Annotated in this window: 13 protein-coding genes and 1 pseudogene; 8 read left to right on the plus strand and 6 right to left on the minus strand. The window is 61.6% G+C overall.

The genetic code is table 11. The annotated features are described in order from the left end of the window. Positions 1–3: 3 nt before the first annotated feature. Together C1M53_RS17695 and C1M53_RS17700 are read left to right on the plus strand one after the other, a co-directional pair. The gene (locus C1M53_RS17695) at positions 4–1,068 is read left to right on the plus strand and encodes an ABC transporter ATP-binding protein (RefSeq protein WP_129413428.1); all 1,065 of its coding nucleotides are present in this window, start codon (positions 4–6) and stop codon (positions 1,066–1,068) included. Positions 1,069–1,440: 372 nt separating this feature from the next. Beyond that, positions 1,441–2,274: an EamA family transporter gene (locus C1M53_RS17700; RefSeq protein ID WP_129413429.1), complete on the plus strand. Its 834-nt coding sequence runs from the start codon at positions 1,441–1,443 to the stop codon at positions 2,272–2,274. Between the two features lie 68 nt (positions 2,275–2,342). Here C1M53_RS17700 and C1M53_RS17705 read toward each other — a convergent pair whose 3' ends face one another. The 5 genes and pseudogenes from C1M53_RS17705 to C1M53_RS17725 all read right to left on the minus strand — a co-directional run. Beyond that, a complete protein-coding gene (locus C1M53_RS17705) occupies positions 2,343–2,660 on the minus strand; it encodes a Dabb family protein (RefSeq protein WP_129413430.1) in 318 nt (105 codons plus the stop codon). Between the two features lie 7 nt (positions 2,661–2,667). Then, entirely contained in the window at positions 2,668–3,783 is a 1,116-nt protein-coding gene (locus C1M53_RS17710) for an ABC transporter ATP-binding protein (RefSeq protein ID WP_129413431.1), read from the minus strand. A 6-nt stretch (positions 3,784–3,789) separates the two neighbouring features. After that, positions 3,790–4,671 (minus strand): carbohydrate ABC transporter permease, encoded by an 882-nt coding sequence (locus tag C1M53_RS17715; RefSeq protein ID WP_129413432.1) that lies wholly within the window; start codon positions 4,669–4,671, stop codon positions 3,790–3,792. Then, on the minus strand, positions 4,668–5,585 hold the full coding sequence (locus C1M53_RS17720) for a sugar ABC transporter permease (protein ID WP_129413433.1): 918 nt from the start codon (positions 5,583–5,585) through the stop codon (positions 4,668–4,670). Before C1M53_RS17720 ends, C1M53_RS17715 begins: the two co-directional genes overlap by 4 nt. A gap of 67 nt (positions 5,586–5,652) precedes the next feature. Beyond that, positions 5,653–6,828, minus strand: a pseudogene (locus C1M53_RS17725) (ABC transporter substrate-binding protein); the annotation flags it as partial. A 534-nt stretch (positions 6,829–7,362) separates the two neighbouring features. Between C1M53_RS17725 and C1M53_RS17730 the strand changes: the two are divergent. The 6 genes from C1M53_RS17730 (at position 7,363) to C1M53_RS17755 (ending at position 14,649) form a co-directional block, all read left to right on the plus strand. After that, complete coding sequence (locus C1M53_RS17730; RefSeq protein WP_144377908.1) at positions 7,363–8,313, plus strand: GlxA family transcriptional regulator; 951 nt, start codon at positions 7,363–7,365, stop codon at positions 8,311–8,313. A gap of 146 nt (positions 8,314–8,459) precedes the next feature. Continuing rightward, positions 8,460–9,764: a Xaa-Pro peptidase family protein gene (locus tag C1M53_RS17735; RefSeq protein WP_129413436.1), complete on the plus strand. Its 1,305-nt coding sequence runs from the start codon at positions 8,460–8,462 to the stop codon at positions 9,762–9,764. Continuing rightward, positions 9,764–10,444, plus strand: coding sequence for an isochorismatase family protein (locus C1M53_RS17740; protein ID WP_129413437.1), 681 nt, complete (start codon positions 9,764–9,766; stop codon positions 10,442–10,444). The genes C1M53_RS17735 and C1M53_RS17740 overlap by 1 nt, the downstream gene beginning before the upstream one ends. Before the next feature lie 34 nt (positions 10,445–10,478). Then, positions 10,479–11,426 (plus strand): alpha/beta hydrolase, encoded by a 948-nt coding sequence (locus C1M53_RS17745; RefSeq protein ID WP_165358176.1) that lies wholly within the window; start codon positions 10,479–10,481, stop codon positions 11,424–11,426. Positions 11,427–11,610: 184 nt separating this feature from the next. Continuing rightward, the gene (locus tag C1M53_RS17750; protein ID WP_129416234.1) at positions 11,611–13,248 is read left to right on the plus strand and encodes an ABC transporter substrate-binding protein; all 1,638 of its coding nucleotides are present in this window, start codon (positions 11,611–11,613) and stop codon (positions 13,246–13,248) included. A 219-nt stretch (positions 13,249–13,467) separates the two neighbouring features. Continuing rightward, positions 13,468–14,649: a glycosyltransferase family 87 protein gene (locus C1M53_RS17755; RefSeq protein ID WP_165358177.1), complete on the plus strand. Its 1,182-nt coding sequence runs from the start codon at positions 13,468–13,470 to the stop codon at positions 14,647–14,649. An 8-nt stretch (positions 14,650–14,657) separates the two neighbouring features. On the opposite strand, the gene C1M53_RS17760 is transcribed toward C1M53_RS17755, so the two are convergent. Beyond that, positions 14,658–14,906, minus strand: a complete 249-nt coding sequence (locus tag C1M53_RS17760) for a DUF1127 domain-containing protein (RefSeq protein WP_129413439.1) — start codon at positions 14,904–14,906, stop codon at positions 14,658–14,660. Positions 14,907–15,051: the final 145 nt, after the last annotated feature.

The following is a 15,051-nucleotide window of genomic DNA, read 5'->3' on the forward strand; positions in this document are numbered from 1 at the left end:
CCCATGGCCGATCCATTCCTCTCGATCCAGCATGTGAAGAAAAGCTTCGGGCCCACGACGGTCGTAGAGGATTTCAACCTCGATATCGAGCGGGGCGAGTTCGTCTCTTTCCTCGGCCCATCGGGTTGCGGCAAGACGACGGTGCTGCGCATGGTCGCCGGTTTTGAGGAGCCGACCGCGGGCTCGATCATCGTCGGCGGCAAGGACGTGACCCGGCTGAAGCCCAATCAGCGCAATGTCGGCATGGTGTTCCAGGCCTATGCGCTGTTTCCGAACCTGACGGTAGCGCAGAATGTCGCTTTCGGCCTCAAGGTCGCCGGCGTCGCCAAGGCCGAGAGTGACCGGCGCGTGGGCGAGATGCTGGAATTGATCAAGCTGCCGCAACTGGGCGATCGTTATCCCTACCAGCTGTCCGGTGGCCAGCAGCAGCGCGTCGCTCTGGCCCGCGCGCTGGCGCCAAAGCCGAAACTGCTGCTTCTCGATGAGCCGCTGTCGGCGCTGGATGCCAAGGTGCGTGTGTCGCTGCGCGATGAAATCAGAGCGATCCAGAAGGAGCTGGGCATCACCACAATCTTCGTCACGCACGACCAGGAAGAGGCGCTGTCGATTTCGGACCGCATCGCGGTGATGTATGGCGGCAGGGCCGAGCAGGTCGGTGCGCCATTCGAGATCTACAATCGCCCCGCCACCAAATTCGTCGCGAATTTCGTCGGGACGCTCAACGTGCTGGAGGGCGTGGTCAGCGATGCCGGTTCCGGCCGCGTGCGCATCAATGCCGAGGAGATCGGTCTGAAGGGCAAGCTGAACGGCTCGAAGACCGGTGACACACTTTCGCTGGCGCTGCGACCTGAAGCGATCGCGCTGGGACCGCGCCCGGGCCACGATGCCACTTTGTCCGGCGAGATCGCCGACGTGCATTTCCTCGGTTCGGTGATCCGTGTCAGGGTCGGCATCGGAGCTTCGAAGATTTCGCTCGACACCTTCAACAATTCCTCGACGCCGCCGCCGAATGTCGGCGACAAGGCAGAGATCTCCTTCTCCTCCGGCGACGTGCTGGTCCTGCACTGAGCAGTTTCATTTCCGCAAGACGTGCGGGCGCCTACCTCGGAGTGAGGTGGGCGCCCGCACTGCTTTGGAGCTGCGCCTAACGAAAAACCAGACGGTCCGGCGGTTCGGTCTGCAAAGCCACCGGGCCGAAGGCACTTGTTTACCCCATCTCCCATGGACAAAACGAGCCGCCAGCTTCTCTGAAATGGCGGTTGACCGGGCCGTTCATCGATCATCTGGTCCAAGCTCTCATGCGCCGGCTGTACATTGCGGCCTGCTGCGCAAGGGCGTATTGCGGGCATAAGAGCTGAGCCGGATAACGAATTTTGGACTGATCCGGCGAGTGTCTGTGCGTCCGAAGGCGGGCGTGCTGCGTGAAGGGACCGGATACGCATGAGCCTTGCCGTCTTCCTCGCCGTGCTGGCCGCTGCCGCCATGCACGCAAGCTGGAATGCGATGGTGAAGGTGCATCTCGACCGTTTCCTGTCGGTTACGGTTCTGACGCTGGGCATGGCTTCGATGGCATTGCTGGCGGTGCCCTTTGTCGAATTTCCCAAAGCCGAAGTATGGCCGTGGATTCTTGCCTCGACCATGTTCCATATGGGCTACAAGCTCTGCCTGATCGGCGCATACAAGGCTGGCGATCTTGCCCAGACCTATCCGCTGGCGCGCGGTACTGCTCCCTTGCTCGCTGCCATAGGTGGCATCTTCGTCGTTTCCGAAGTGCCCGGGCCGCTGTCGATCATCGGTATCCTGCTCCTGTGCGCCGGCACGCTGGTGATGTCGTTTCGCGGCGGCGGTCATCTGGAAAAGCTCAATCTGCACGCCGTCGGCTATGCGCTTGCTACCTCCGTCTTCATCGCCAGCTACACTTTGTCCGACGGCAGTGGCGCGCGGCTCGCGGCCAGCGCCTCGAGCTATGCGGTCCACCTGTTCCTCGCAGACGGCATCTGGTCGCTGATCCTGTGCCTGGCCGTGCGCGGACCGCAATCACTGCCGGCCATGGCGCGCGACTGGAAGGTCGGCGCCATCACGGGAGGTCTGAGTGGCACCGCCTACTGGATCGTGATGTGGGCGATGACCAAGGCGCCGATCGCCACCGTGGCGTCCCTGCGCGAAAGCTCGATCCTGTTCGCCATGCTGATCTCCGTCTTCGCGCTCGGCGAAAAGATGACGGTGTGGCGCAGTGCGGCGGCACTTGGCATTGTCGCCGGCGTCGGGCTTTGAGACTGGGCTGAGCGTAGCAAAAGCCTCTTTTGCAAAGAGGGACGGAATGCCGATGACTTCCGTCGCTGTCAGTCTCCGGCAAACTCCAGATCGAACACCATCAGGCCGTCCGTGCCACCTGCGAGTGCCGCGACCAGACGCGCGCCGGCTTGTCTGTGCGCCTCGTGCACCAGATAGGCGTCGCGAGAGATCGCATCGCTGAAATCGATGGTGAAGCCATGCGTGAAGCCACGAGCGAAGGGCTCAGGGCTGACATTGCCGTTGAAATGCACGGCTCCCATGCCGTCGATCAGATCGCGGAGTGTGGAGAGGTCGGCATGGATTGCCGATATCTCTGCCGTGGGAACATCATCGCGAAATTTCACGAAAACACAGTGGCGGATCATGGCGTTTCTACGCGATCCTTTCCTGCGTCGCCGGATCGAAAAACACCGCCTTGGTCAGGTTGAAGGTCAGCGGGGCGGTAGCGCCGGGCTTGATGCGCGCGTCAGCGCGCAGGCGAGCGACTACGCCCTTGCCGCCCAGATTGGTGACCGCGAAAGTATCCGAGCCGGCAGGTTCGACCACTTCTATGTGGCAATCGGTCGTCACCAGATGTTTCGCGTTGCGGTCTGCACCATCGGGATCGGTCAGGGCTTCGGGGCGGATGCCGAACACCACCTCCTTGCCACGATAGGCCGACAGGGCGTTTGACGCGCCGTTGAGTGCCAGCGAGACGGGTGCCGCCCCGGCACGGGCCAGCTCGACGGTGGCTTCGCTGCCGCTCTGGCCGATGGTTGCAGGCACAAGGTTCATGGCAGGCGAGCCCATGAAGTCGGCGACGAACATGTTGACCGGGTTGTTGTAGATTTCCGCCGGCGTGCCGAATTGCTGCAGGATACCGTCCTTCAGCACGGCGATCTTCGTGGCCAGCGTCATCGCCTCGATCTGGTCGTGGGTGACATAGACGATGGTCGTCTTCATGCGCTGGTGCAGGCGCTTGATCTCGGTGCGCATGTCGATGCGCAGCTTCGCGTCGAGATTGGAGAGCGGCTCGTCGAACAGGAAGACCTGTGGCTTGCGCACCAGCGCACGGCCCATGGCGACGCGCTGGCGCTGGCCGCCGGACAACTGGCTCGGCTTGCGGTCGAGCAGGTGACTGATTTGCAGAAGCTGCGCCACTTCGGCGATCGCCTTGTCGCGCTCGGGCTTGGCGACACCGCGGATCTCCATGCCAAAGCCGATGTTTTCACCGACCGTCATGTTGGGATAAAGCGCATAGGACTGGAACACCATGGCGATGTCGCGCTTCGACGGGTGCAGTTCGTTGACACGCTTGCCGGCGATGCGGATCTCACCGCTGGTGATCTGTTCCAGCCCCGCGATGGTGTTGAGCAATGTCGACTTGCCGCAGCCGGAGGGCCCCACGAGCACAAGGAAGCCGCCTTCCTCGATACCGAGTGTGACGCCCTTCAGGATCCTGGTCGTGCCGAAGGATTTTTCGAGATTGTCGATCTCAAGAAAGGACATGGTGCCTTAGCCTTTCACGGCGCCGGCCATCAGGCCGCGCACGAAGTAACGTCCGGAGACGATGTAGACGATAAGGGTGGGAAGGGCCGCCAGGATCGCGCCGGCGAAGTGGACATTGTATTCCTTCACGCCCGTCGAGGAATTGACCAGATTGTTCAGCGCCACCGTGATGGGGATGGAATCGACGCTTGAGAACGACGATCCAAACAGGAAGTCGTTCCAGATGTTGGTGAACTGCCAGATCACGGTGACCACGATGATCGGTCCCGAGGAAGGCAGGAGGATCCGCCGGAAGATCTGGAAGAAGGAGGCACCGTCGATCTGCGCTGCTTTGACCAGCTCGGTCGGGAAGGCTTCATAATAGTTGCGGAAGAACAGCGTCGTGAAGCCGAGCCCGTAGATGGCGTGGATCAGGACCAGGCCGGGCACCGTGCCGGCCAGCCCAAGCAGGCCGAGGATGCGTGCCGAAGGGATCAGCACGATCTGGAAGGGGATGAAACAGGCAAGCAGCATCATGCCGAAGACGATGTTGTCGCCCTTGAAGCGCCATTTGGTCAGCACATAGCCGTTCAGCGCCCCGAGCACCGTCGAGATCGCCACCGCCGGCACCACCATCAGCACCGAATTCAGGAAATAGGGCTTCAGGCCGGTCGGCGAGACACCAATCTGTGCTGTCGACCAGGCCGACAGCCAGGGAGCAACCGTCCATTGCTGCGGCAGAGCCAGCATGTTGCCCTGACGGATTTCGTCGAGGGGCTTCAGCGAATTCACCACCATCACGTAGAGCGGCAGCAGGTAGTAGACCGCGAACAGGATGAGCAGCGCATAGATCAGCGCACGGACGACAACGCCGTTGCGCGTGGCGACGTCTTGCGAGGGGGCGCTCATTTCTTCTTCCCCCCGAGTTCGGAGTAGAGATAGGGCACGATGATGGCGAAGATCATCATCATCATGATGATGGCAGACGCTGCGCCCATACCCATTTCGTTGCGGCCGAAGGTGAATTTCTGCATGAACAGCGCCGGCGTCCAGGTTGCAGTTCCCGGGCCGCCATCGGTCATGGCCACGACGAGGTCATAGGATTTGATGGCAAGGTGGGCGAGCACGACGAAGGCAGACAGGAAGACCGGGCGCATCAGTGGGATGATGATGCGGCGGTAGATGACAAAGGTGGAAGCGCCGTCGATCTGGGCGGCCTTGATGATCTCGTTGTCGACGCCTCGCAGCCCGGCAAGGAACATCGCCATGACAAAGCCGGACGACTGCCAGACCGCAGCGATGACGATGGTGTAGATCGCCATCTTGCCGTCCTTGATCCAGCGGAACGAGAAGCTTTCCCAGCCGATCGACTGCATGACGTGCTCAAGGCCGATGCCGGGGTCGAGAAACCATTTCCAGGCCACGCCGGTGACGATGAAGGACAGCGCCATCGGGTAGAGGTAGATGGGCCTGAGCATGCCTTCGCCGCGGATCTTCTGGTCGAGGAAGATGGCGAGCGCGAGCCCGATCACCGAACAGATGACGATGTAGAGAATGGAGAAGATCGCAAGGTTCTTGAGCGCGACGATCCAGTTCGGGTGGTTGAACAGGCGCACATAATTGCTGAAACCGACCCAGGTCGAGAAATCCGGCAGCAGCTTCGAGCCCGAGAAGGACAACACGGCGGTAAATGCGATGAAGCCGTAGACGAAGATCAGGATCACCGCGAAGCTTGGCGCCAGCACGATCTTCGGCAACAGGTCCTGCAAGGTGGCGCGCGGATTTGCTAAGGCATTTCGCCCGGTCATGGTGGCGTCGGCCATGGTTCGCCTCGGTTGGAAAAAGAATGGGTGCCCCGACCGAAGCCGGGGCACGGAAGCTCAGACCTTGTCAGCCCTTCGCTGCAGCAACCGCCTCGACCAGGGCGGCCGCGGCAGCCTTGGAGTCGAGTTCACCGTTGAAGTGGCGGGTGATCACGTCATACATGGCGTTCTTCACCGCTGCCGGTACGGCGTAGCCGTGGGCCATCGAGCCGAACAGCTTGCCGGACGAATTGGCTTCGGCCAGATCCTTGATGCCCTTCTTGCCGCAGTCGTCAAAAGCGGTGTCCGGCACGTCGGTGCGTGCCGGCACCGAACCCTTCACCACGTTGAACGACGACTGGAAGTCAGGGCTCTCGATATCGGAGGCCATGGTGAGCTGCGCCGCCTTCTTGTCGTCGCCGACCTTGAACATCATGAACATGTCGGAGTTGAAGGTGACCGCGCCCTGCGTGCCCGGGAAGCGGATGCAGACGAAGTCGGAGCCTGGCTTCTGGCCGGCCTTCAGGAACTCGCCCTTGGCCCAGTCGCCCATCATCTGCATGCCGGCCTTGCCTTCGATGACCATGGCCGACGCCAGGTTCCAGTCACGACCCGAGAAGTCCTTGTCGACATAGCTCTTCAGCTTGGCCATGCGATCGAAGGCTTCGACCATCTTCTCGCCACCGAGGGCGGCAGGATCGTTGTCGATCATCGAAGCCTTGTAGAAGTCGGTGCCAAGCGACAGCACGACCGCGTCGAAGATGGTGGCGTCCTGCCAGGCCTGGCCGCCATGGGCGAGTGGCGTGATGCCGTTTGCCTTCATCTTGTCGAGCACCGCGACCAGCTCGTCCCAGTTCTCGGGTACCTTGCCGCCGGCAGCGTCGAGCGCCTTCTTGGAAATCCAGACCCAGTTGGTCGAGTGCACGTTGACCGGTGCCGCGATCCACTTGCCGTCATGCTTGGCGAAGTTCTGCAGCGCGGTCGGAACCACCTTGTCCCAGCCTTCCTTGTCGGCCACTTCGCCGAGATCGCCGACGACGCCCTGCTTGGCCCAGTCGGTGATGTCGAAGCCGAGAGCCTGCACGGCGGTCGGTGGATCACCGGCGGTGACACGGGCGCGCAGTGCGGTCATGGCCGCTTCGCCGCCGCCGCCGGCCACTGGCATGTCTTTCCAGGTCACGCCCTGGCTTTCGAGCTTCTTCTTCAGAACGTCGAGCGCGGCGGCCTCGCCACCAGAGGTCCACCAGTGCAGCACTTCGACCGAGCCGCCAGCAGCATAGGTCGATGCGGCATAGCCAGCAGTGAGCGCCGAGCCCAGCATCGTTCCGATAAGCAGTTTGCGCAACATGAACTTCCTCCCTTGTTGCAGTCACATGACCGGCTGTCGCCGGCTACCTCCCAACTCAGTTCGCGCACCGGAGGTGCTCGGACCGTGATGAAACCTGAATGTCTTTCCCGGTGTAATTCCTCAGCCCGCGCTTGAGCCGGCCGGCCATCCCGATGCGCCCTCCCTGATCGCGTTAGGATGTCTGGAACGTCGTGAATCCGATCGATCGCGAGCATCGATCGGAATTATTCATGGAGTATGATCAATTCCGAAATGCCTGGCAAGAGCGGCGTTTGATCATTCTCACCTCATGCAACACGTCATGTCCCTTGCTTCGTCAACAAACCTTGGGATGCGGTGCTTGCTGCCTGACAGAGGTTGACTCGCGCAGCATCTGTAAATTCTCATCGCGGGTGAGGTGTCGCGCCATTGACACCGGATGAGAGACGCAACCCCGCCAAAGTCATGTTGATGGTCAGCCACGCCCCCATCACCTTCGCCGTCCTGGTGTTTCCGCAGTTCCCGATGATGGCGTTCTCATCGATCATCGAGCCATTGCGCGCCGCCAACATACTGGCAAAGCGGGAATGCTATCGCTGGATCATCGTGGGTGCGGATCGCGAACCGGTCGAGGCTTCCAACGGCGTCGTCATCCAGCCAGGCTTTGCTGCGACCGCCAATCCGAAAGCGGACCGCATCGTGGTCTGTTCCGGTGGTGATGCCGACCATCTGGTCGCGGCAGATGCCGTCGGCTGGATCCGCAAGAGCCTGCGCAGCGGGGCTCATCTCGGCGCGGTGGCCGACGCAGCCTTCTTCCTGGCGCGTGCCGGCCTGCTCGACGGTCACACCTGCACCCTGCACTGGACAAGCCAGGCAGCCTTCACCGAAGCATTTCCCGAGATCGACCTTCGCCGCGACCTTTACGTCATCGATCGCCGGCGTTTCACGTCTGCCGGCGGGGTGGGCAGCCTCGACATGATGCTGGAAATCGTCGCCGGCGACTATGGTGCCGAACTTGCCGCCGGCGTCGCCGAATGGTTCGTGCACAGCCCGCTGCGCTCAAGCGTCGATCGCAAGCTGATGCCGTTGCGGCTGCGCACGGGGGTGCGCAATGAACTGGTGCTGTCGGCCATCGCCATCATGGAAGACGCTGTTGAGGAACGGCTCGCCATGGCGGACCTGGCCGAGCGTCTCGGCGTCTCGCCGGACCGGCTGGAGCGCGGCTTCCGTGCCGAACTTTCGACATCGCCGAACAGTTATTATCGCCGGTTGCGACTGAAGCGTGCGGCCGATCTGCTGGCGCATTCGACACTTGCGGTGCGGGAGGTTTCGCTGGCCTGCGGCTTTGCTTCGATGTCGAGCTTTGCCCGCGCCTTTCGCGAACAGTACGGCCATACGCCAAAGGCGGCACGCCGAAACTGAAGGCGCGGATCACCGCACGATCCTTGCGGCTTTCAGCACAAATCCAATCGACGGTTTGGCTCATTGTCCAAGGCCTCAGAGCAATTCTGGGAAGAGTGCGCAGTTTCCGTGTTTCCGAAGACCGGAAACGCTCTGGAGAGGCAGGCATGAGCATTGTGGTTTTCGACCCCGACAGCACCGACGACGTCGACTTCAAGGATCGCATGCGTCACCCGGCGACGGCAGATCCCGCCGGTGGCATGTGGCTTTCCGATACGGAGCCTTCCTTCATCGACGCGGTGGCGCTGAGGAAAGAACGACTCGAAAGACTGCGCAGCTGGATGCGCGAGGCGGGTTACGGTGCCGTGGTGCTGTTCGATCCCTACAATCAGCGCTACGCCACCGGCTCGCGCAACATGTTCGGCTATTTCCTGCGCAATTCGACACGCTACTTCTTCATCCCGACCGAAGGGCCGATCGTGCTGTTCGAATATCCGCAGAGCTACCATGTCTCCATGGTGCTCGACACGGTGGATGAGGCCAGGCCCTCGAAACTGGTGTGGTCGTCGGTTTCCGGTCGTGACGACGAGACGGCAGGGCCTTTCGCCGACGAGATCGCAGACCTCCTGAAGACGCATGGCGGCGGCTCGATGAAGCTTGGACTGGATCGCTGCAGCCACCTGCAGGCATTGGCGTTGCAGAAGCGTGGCTGCGACGTGAAGGACTGCCAGGGCGAGATCCTGGCCGTTCGCGCGATCAAGACACCGCAGGAGGTAAAATGCCTCGTTGCCTCGATGGCTGGCGCGGAGGCTGCGGTTTCTGCCGTGCGCGAAGCAATCAAACCCGGCGTGGCTGAAAACGAGCTCTTCGCCATCATGTATCACGAGGTTATCCGGCAAGGCGGCGAATTCATCGAGACACGGCTCCTGACTTCTGGCCAGCGCACCAATCCCTGGTTCAACGAAGCGAGCGGCCGCAAGGTACGGCCTGGGGAGCTGGTGGCGCTCGATACCGATACGATCGGCTGTTATGGCTATTATTCGGACTTCTCCCGTACCTTCCGCTGTGGACCGGGCAGGCCGAGCGACTATCAGAAGATGCTTTACCGCATGGCCTACGATCAGGTGCAGCACAACATATCGATCGTGAAGCCGGGGATGGCGTTTCGCGAGATCGCCGAGAAGGCCTGGAAGATCCCGGACCGCTTCGTCGACCAGCGCTACACCTCCGTCATGCATGGGGTTGGCATGCACGGCGAAACGCCTTTCATCGCGCACTCCATGGATTATGAAACCTATGGCCGCGACGGCATCATGCAGCCCGGCATGGTGGTTTCCGTCGAAAGCTATATCGGCGAGAAGGGCGGACGCGAGGGCGTCAAGCTGGAGGACGAGATGCTGATCACCGAAACCGGGACGGAATTGCTGTCGCGCTTTCCCTACGAGGATGAATTCCTCGAAGGCCATGCCTGATGAAGGCGCCTGTTTCGATCCGGCGCGGCACAGCTGCCGCCGTTTTCATCGACCTGCAGGAAGAGCACCGCAAGGACAGCCGCTATCTGGTCGAAGGCTTTTCCGATTTGCTTGCCAATGTGCAACGGCTGCAGGCTGCGGCGCGGGCAAATGGCGTGCCGCTCTATCATTGGGCCTACATCGTCGATCTCGACACGCAAGAGCGGCCGTTTCATCCCCTCGATGGAAATGGCAAATCGGCCTTCTCCAGCAAGGACGACCCGTTGACGGCGATCTGCGCCGAAGTGGCACCGGGAGATGGCGAAACACTGCTGGTCAAGGCCCATGCGAGCGCCTTCCGCACAGCGGAAGCGATCGAGCTTCTCAAGGCCAGCGGCATCGAGTGGCTGATCGTCGCCGGGGTCTGGACCGAGGCCTGCATCGATGCGACGGTGCGCGACGCGGTGACCGCCGGCTTCCGCGTGCTGCTGGTCAAGGATGCCTGCGGCAGCGGCAGTGCCGCCATGCATCAGACGGCGATCCTCAACCTTGCCAACCGTCTCTATGGCGGCGCCGTGGCTGATACAGCCACGGCATGCCGGTTGATGGCAGGCGAGGCGGTTGCCGCCTGGCAGGTCGAAGGCTCCGTGCCGATGCGCTTCACCTATGAAAATGCCGCGGAACTCTACCGATCCCTCTGATGGGGGTATCGAACGCCGAACTGGACCTCAAGGAATGATGGATCGCGGGAAATACGCGGCACTGCTCGATCCGGAGTACTGGACCTACATCGACGCGGTCACCGCAAGGCATTTCCCGGCCGCCGACATGCCCGTCGAACAGGAACGTGCACTTTACGACGAGATGGCGGCCGTCTTTCATACCGGTCGCCCTGCCGGTGTCGAAACCGAGGATGACGCGATCACGTTGGCCGATCGTACCATCCCATTTCGCCGTTACCGGCCGGATGGCCGCTCGCCGCGGGCGGCCATCCTCTATTTCCACGGAGGCGGTTTTGTCTTCGGCGGGCTGGACAGCCACGACGATATCTGCGCCGACCTTTGTGATGAAACCAGCTTTGCCGTGATCTCCATAGATTACCGTCTGGCACCGGAACATCTGCATCCTGCTGCCTTCGATGACGCTGTCGCTGCTTTCGACTGGCTCGTGGCCGGGACCGAACTTCCGATCGTGCTGTGCGGAGAGAGTGCAGGCGGCAATCTGGCCGCCGCCGTTGCCCATGCCTCGCGCGAACGGCCACGACCGGCTATCGGCCAGGTCCTGATCTATCCGAGCCTTGGCGGCGATCCTTCGGCGGGGTCCTATGTCGAGCATGCCGAGGCGCCGCTGCTGTCATCGGCCGATCTCGCTGTCTACAGGCAGATACGCATCGGCCAGGCGCCAGGGCCAGACGACGCAACGCTGGAGCCGCTATCGGACGGCGACTTTGCCGGATTGCCGCCGACGGTGATCGTGACAGCCGAATGTGATCCGTTGTCGTCGGATGGCGAGGCCTATCGCGACCGCATCCTCGCCGCCGGGGGAAGAGCGGCATGGCTCAACGAAAAACGCCTGACACACAGCTTCCTGCGGGCTCGCAAGCGCGTGCCGCGAGCAGGCGAGGCGATGGCAGATATCGTCACGGCGCTTGTGGCGTTGGGCAAGAGTCGCTGGCCATATTGATCGGCTTGCATTGCCTGGTGTCGGCCATAGGCCAGTGCAGCAAAAGGGTGCGGAACAGCGCACAAGATTTACGGGAAACGGAACATTCCCGATTCCACTCCGGACTTATCCTTCACCCCTACCAAGAACGCCCGGCAATCGTCAAAGCCGTGAACAAGCCGGGGTCAGGCAGGGGAGAGCCATGATCAAGCTGATGTTGACCGACCGGCCGCTGCATCCGCGCGCCGAACCGATGGCGCATGACTTCAGGAAAGGCGGGATGAACCGGCGCGAATATCTCGCCGCGATGGCCGCGCTCGGGGTGAGTGCGGCCGGCGCTTTTGCGCTTGGCGGGATCGTGCCGACACCCGCCCGCGCCGAAGAGCCGAAGAAAGGCGGCGTGCTCAAGGTCGCCATGAACGTCAAGGGTTTCAAGGACCCGCGTACTTTCGACGGCGTCGAGATGTCGAATGTCGCGCGCCACTGCAACGAATATCTGGTGCGCTGGAACCGCGACTTCAGCTTTGAACCCTGGCTGCTGGAAGCCTGGGAGATGAGTGACGATGCCAGGACGCTGACGCTGAAGGTGCGCAAGGGCATCACCTGGTCGAATGGCGATGCCTTCAGTGCCGAGGATGTCGTCCACAACCTGACCCGTTGGTGCGAGGCTGACGTTCCCGGAAATTCGCTGGCCGCGCGGATGGGCGCATTGGTCGACGCCAATTCCAAGAAGGCTGTCGCAGGTGGCATCGAGCGTGTGGACGACCACACCATCCGTCTCAACCTGCCGAAACCGGACATTTCGTTGATTGCCGGCATGGCCGACTACCCGGCGCTGATCATGCACCGCTCCTACCAGGGCGACGGCGATCCCAAAAAGGCCCTGGCCATCACCACCGGACCGTTCGAACTGGTGAACTGGGACGCCGAAACCGGCGCCGAGGTCAAGCGCAAGGAGAAATGGTGGAAAGGCGAAGTCCATCTCGATGGCATCAGGTGGATCGACTATGGTTCCGACCCGAGCCCGATGCTGTCAGCCTTCGAATCCGGTGAGATCGACACCAACCACGAGACTTCGGCCGATATCCTGTCCCAGACCGAGGCGATCGGGCTCGGTCAGTCCGAGATCGCGACCGGCTCGACGATCGTGGCGCGTTTCAACGTCAACAGTGCTCCTTATGACGATGTCAGGGTAAGGCGCGCGGCACAGCTCGCGGTGGACAACAGTGCGGTGCTCAAGATAGCGCTCGATGATCGTGGCAAGCCAGCCGACAACCATCATGTCGGACCGATGCATCCCGAATATGCCGATGTCGGTCCTGCGGTGCGCAAGGTTGATGAGGCCAAGGCTCTGTTGAAGGAAGCCGGCAAGGTCGACCATGAGTTCGACCTGATCTCCGTCGACGTCGAATGGCAGAAGTCGTCAGCCGATGCGATCGCGGCACAGATGCGCGAAGCCGGTCTCAAGGTGAAACGGACGGTGCTACCTGCCGCAACCTTCTGGAACGACTGGAGCAAGTATCCTTTTTCATGCACGGAATGGCTGGGGCGGCCGCTGGGAGTGCAGGTGCTTGCGCTTGCCTATCGGTCAGGCGCCGCCTGGAACGAAAGCGCATACTCCAGCAAGGAATTCGACGAACTGCTCGATAAGGCGCTGGCGATGCCGGAAGCCAAGCAGCGGCAGGAGGTCATGGGCAAGATCGAACAGAATCTGCGCGATGCCGGCGTCATCATTCAGCCGTACTGGCGCTCGGTCTTCCGCAGTTTCCGCAACGGCGTGCACAATTGCGAGCAGCACCAGGCACTCGAGCAGCATTTCGAGAAGGTATGGCTGGAAGGGTGAGCGGCTGCAGAGGGCCAGCGTGATCTGTCACAAAACCCCACAAAACATGGTGTAGGAGCGCTGCGCGGAAATCGTTCCTGCAGATGGGTATAACGCTGAAAGGCGATTTTCCCGATCTGGACCAACAAGGGAGCGATGAACGCCCTAAAGCCGCCAAGGTTGGCGGCGCATGGGGTGTGCCGTGCATATTTGTGCGCGCTTGGGGTTTTGGGGGTTATCGTGCATTCGTTGAAAGCGCTCTACGAGCGCAGCGGGTTCGTGCTGTGGTTTCTGACCATCGTAACGGCGGTCTGTCTGGCAGCTCTCAAACCGCTGTCACACTCGGTGTTACCAGCCTATGAATTCGGCACCGCGATGTTCCACGCGGGACGCCCGCTCTACGACCTCAACAGCGCAATGGGCTATCTGTACACGCCCGCCTTCGCCGCGCTCTACAGTCCATTCGCCTGGCTCGGGTCCGAGCTGGGGGGAATCCTGTGGCGGCTTCTCGGCGTAGGTCTGCTCACTTTTGCGATCGTCAAGCAGGCTCGCGTCTTCGATAAGGTCAGAGCCGAGCACATCGCGTCGCTGGCGTTTTTCCTGGCCATCCCGCTGTCGCTCGGTGCCATCCGCAACGGACAGGCAACGGTGCTGCTGACGGCAGCCTGCTGGCTGTTGACCTTGTCTGCCATGGACAATCGTCGCGCCGAAACGATGTTCTGGGCGTCCGTGGCTCTGATTGCCAAGCCGACTGCGATCGTCATGGTCTTGCTGGTCGGAGCCATCAGACTGCGGCTCATCCCTTTCCTGTTGCTCGCGATCGGTCTGGTTTTCGCCATCCCTTATGCATTTGCTCCGGCAGACTATGTGAGCGCACAGCATGCCGAATTCTTCCGGCTGCTCACATCGATGGGGGCAAACCGGTCAGGTGCCTTCGAAGCGGCTGACTTTACCGGGCTTTTCGCGGCATTGGATGTTTCCGTTCCAGCCAGCGTGACCATCGTCCTGCGTTTGGCCGTGGCGGCTGCCGTGCTGCTTGCCTCGCTCTGGCTGGACAGGAAAAACGATCGCCAGTTGAGCGCGTTCGCCATCTTCCTGCTGGCGGCCTACTACATGACGGTTTTCAACCCCAGGGTCGAATCCAACACCTATGTCATGCTCGTCGCGCCGGCCGCGCTTGCCATTTCCCTCATGAGAACCCGGGACGAGGGCTGGAACCTGCCACTGATCCTGGGAGCCGTCGTCTTCATCTGTGGATGGACCGGGATCGACCGCAGTCTTCACGCAGCCCTGAATCCCTGGTTCAAGCCGTTGGCCATGACGCTGGTTCTCGTCCCGGTCCTCCACTGGCTTTACCGGCAGGTGACGACCGGCGCAGATCAGCGGCTGTCGGTGGCGGCGTCGCGAGCCAGCACGGGGTAGCGGCACAGCTATCGCTGCCAGAAGGGCAGTTTGGCGACCTCGTCCTCGACCTGTTCTTTCGTGAGACCCAGATCGTCGATCAGGTGAGGGTTGTCTCTCGCCAGTCGCTTGAGTTCCCAGCGAAAGCGGGTGCGTTGCTGCCAGGCCGTGATGTTGTCGAACAGGTTCAACGGACTGTAGCGCCGGTGTGACGCCTGCTTGGCTGATGGTCCTGATCGCCCTGCTGGCGAAGGGCTGACGCAAAGTGAGTCGTTCATGACAACCTCCATATCGGCTGGAGGGCCAGGCCCTCGTTTGGAAATGAGGTTGAATTCTGCCGGACGCAGCCGGCGTCGTAATTAAGGCTGCCCAAATAGTTCTCAAAACTTCCAAATGGGCTAGGTTTGCAATCCCAAGGGGTCT

The sequence above is a fragment of the Mesorhizobium sp. Pch-S genome, assembly GCF_004136315.1.
Taxonomy (GTDB): Bacteria; Pseudomonadota; Alphaproteobacteria; order Rhizobiales; family Rhizobiaceae; genus Mesorhizobium.

Coding starts and splice junctions, on each gene's coding strand:
- C1M53_RS17695 (WP_129413428.1), top strand. CDS start 4: ATGGCCGATCCATTCCTCTCGATCCAGCATGTGAAGAAAAGCTTCGGG.
- C1M53_RS17700 (WP_129413429.1), top strand. CDS start 1,441: ATGAGCCTTGCCGTCTTCCTCGCCGTGCTGGCCGCTGCCGCCATGCAC.
- C1M53_RS17705 (WP_129413430.1), bottom strand. CDS start 2,660: ATGATCCGCCACTGTGTTTTCGTGAAATTTCGCGATGATGTTCCCACG.
- C1M53_RS17710 (WP_129413431.1), bottom strand. CDS start 3,783: ATGTCCTTTCTTGAGATCGACAATCTCGAAAAATCCTTCGGCACGACC.
- C1M53_RS17715 (WP_129413432.1), bottom strand. CDS start 4,671: ATGAGCGCCCCCTCGCAAGACGTCGCCACGCGCAACGGCGTTGTCGTC.
- C1M53_RS17720 (WP_129413433.1), bottom strand. CDS start 5,585: ATGGCCGACGCCACCATGACCGGGCGAAATGCCTTAGCAAATCCGCGC.
- C1M53_RS17730 (WP_144377908.1), top strand. CDS start 7,363: ATGGTCAGCCACGCCCCCATCACCTTCGCCGTCCTGGTGTTTCCGCAG.
- C1M53_RS17735 (WP_129413436.1), top strand. CDS start 8,460: ATGAGCATTGTGGTTTTCGACCCCGACAGCACCGACGACGTCGACTTC.
- C1M53_RS17740 (WP_129413437.1), top strand. CDS start 9,764: ATGAAGGCGCCTGTTTCGATCCGGCGCGGCACAGCTGCCGCCGTTTTC.
- C1M53_RS17745 (WP_165358176.1), top strand. CDS start 10,479: ATGATGGATCGCGGGAAATACGCGGCACTGCTCGATCCGGAGTACTGG.
- C1M53_RS17760 (WP_129413439.1), bottom strand. CDS start 14,906: ATGAACGACTCACTTTGCGTCAGCCCTTCGCCAGCAGGGCGATCAGGA.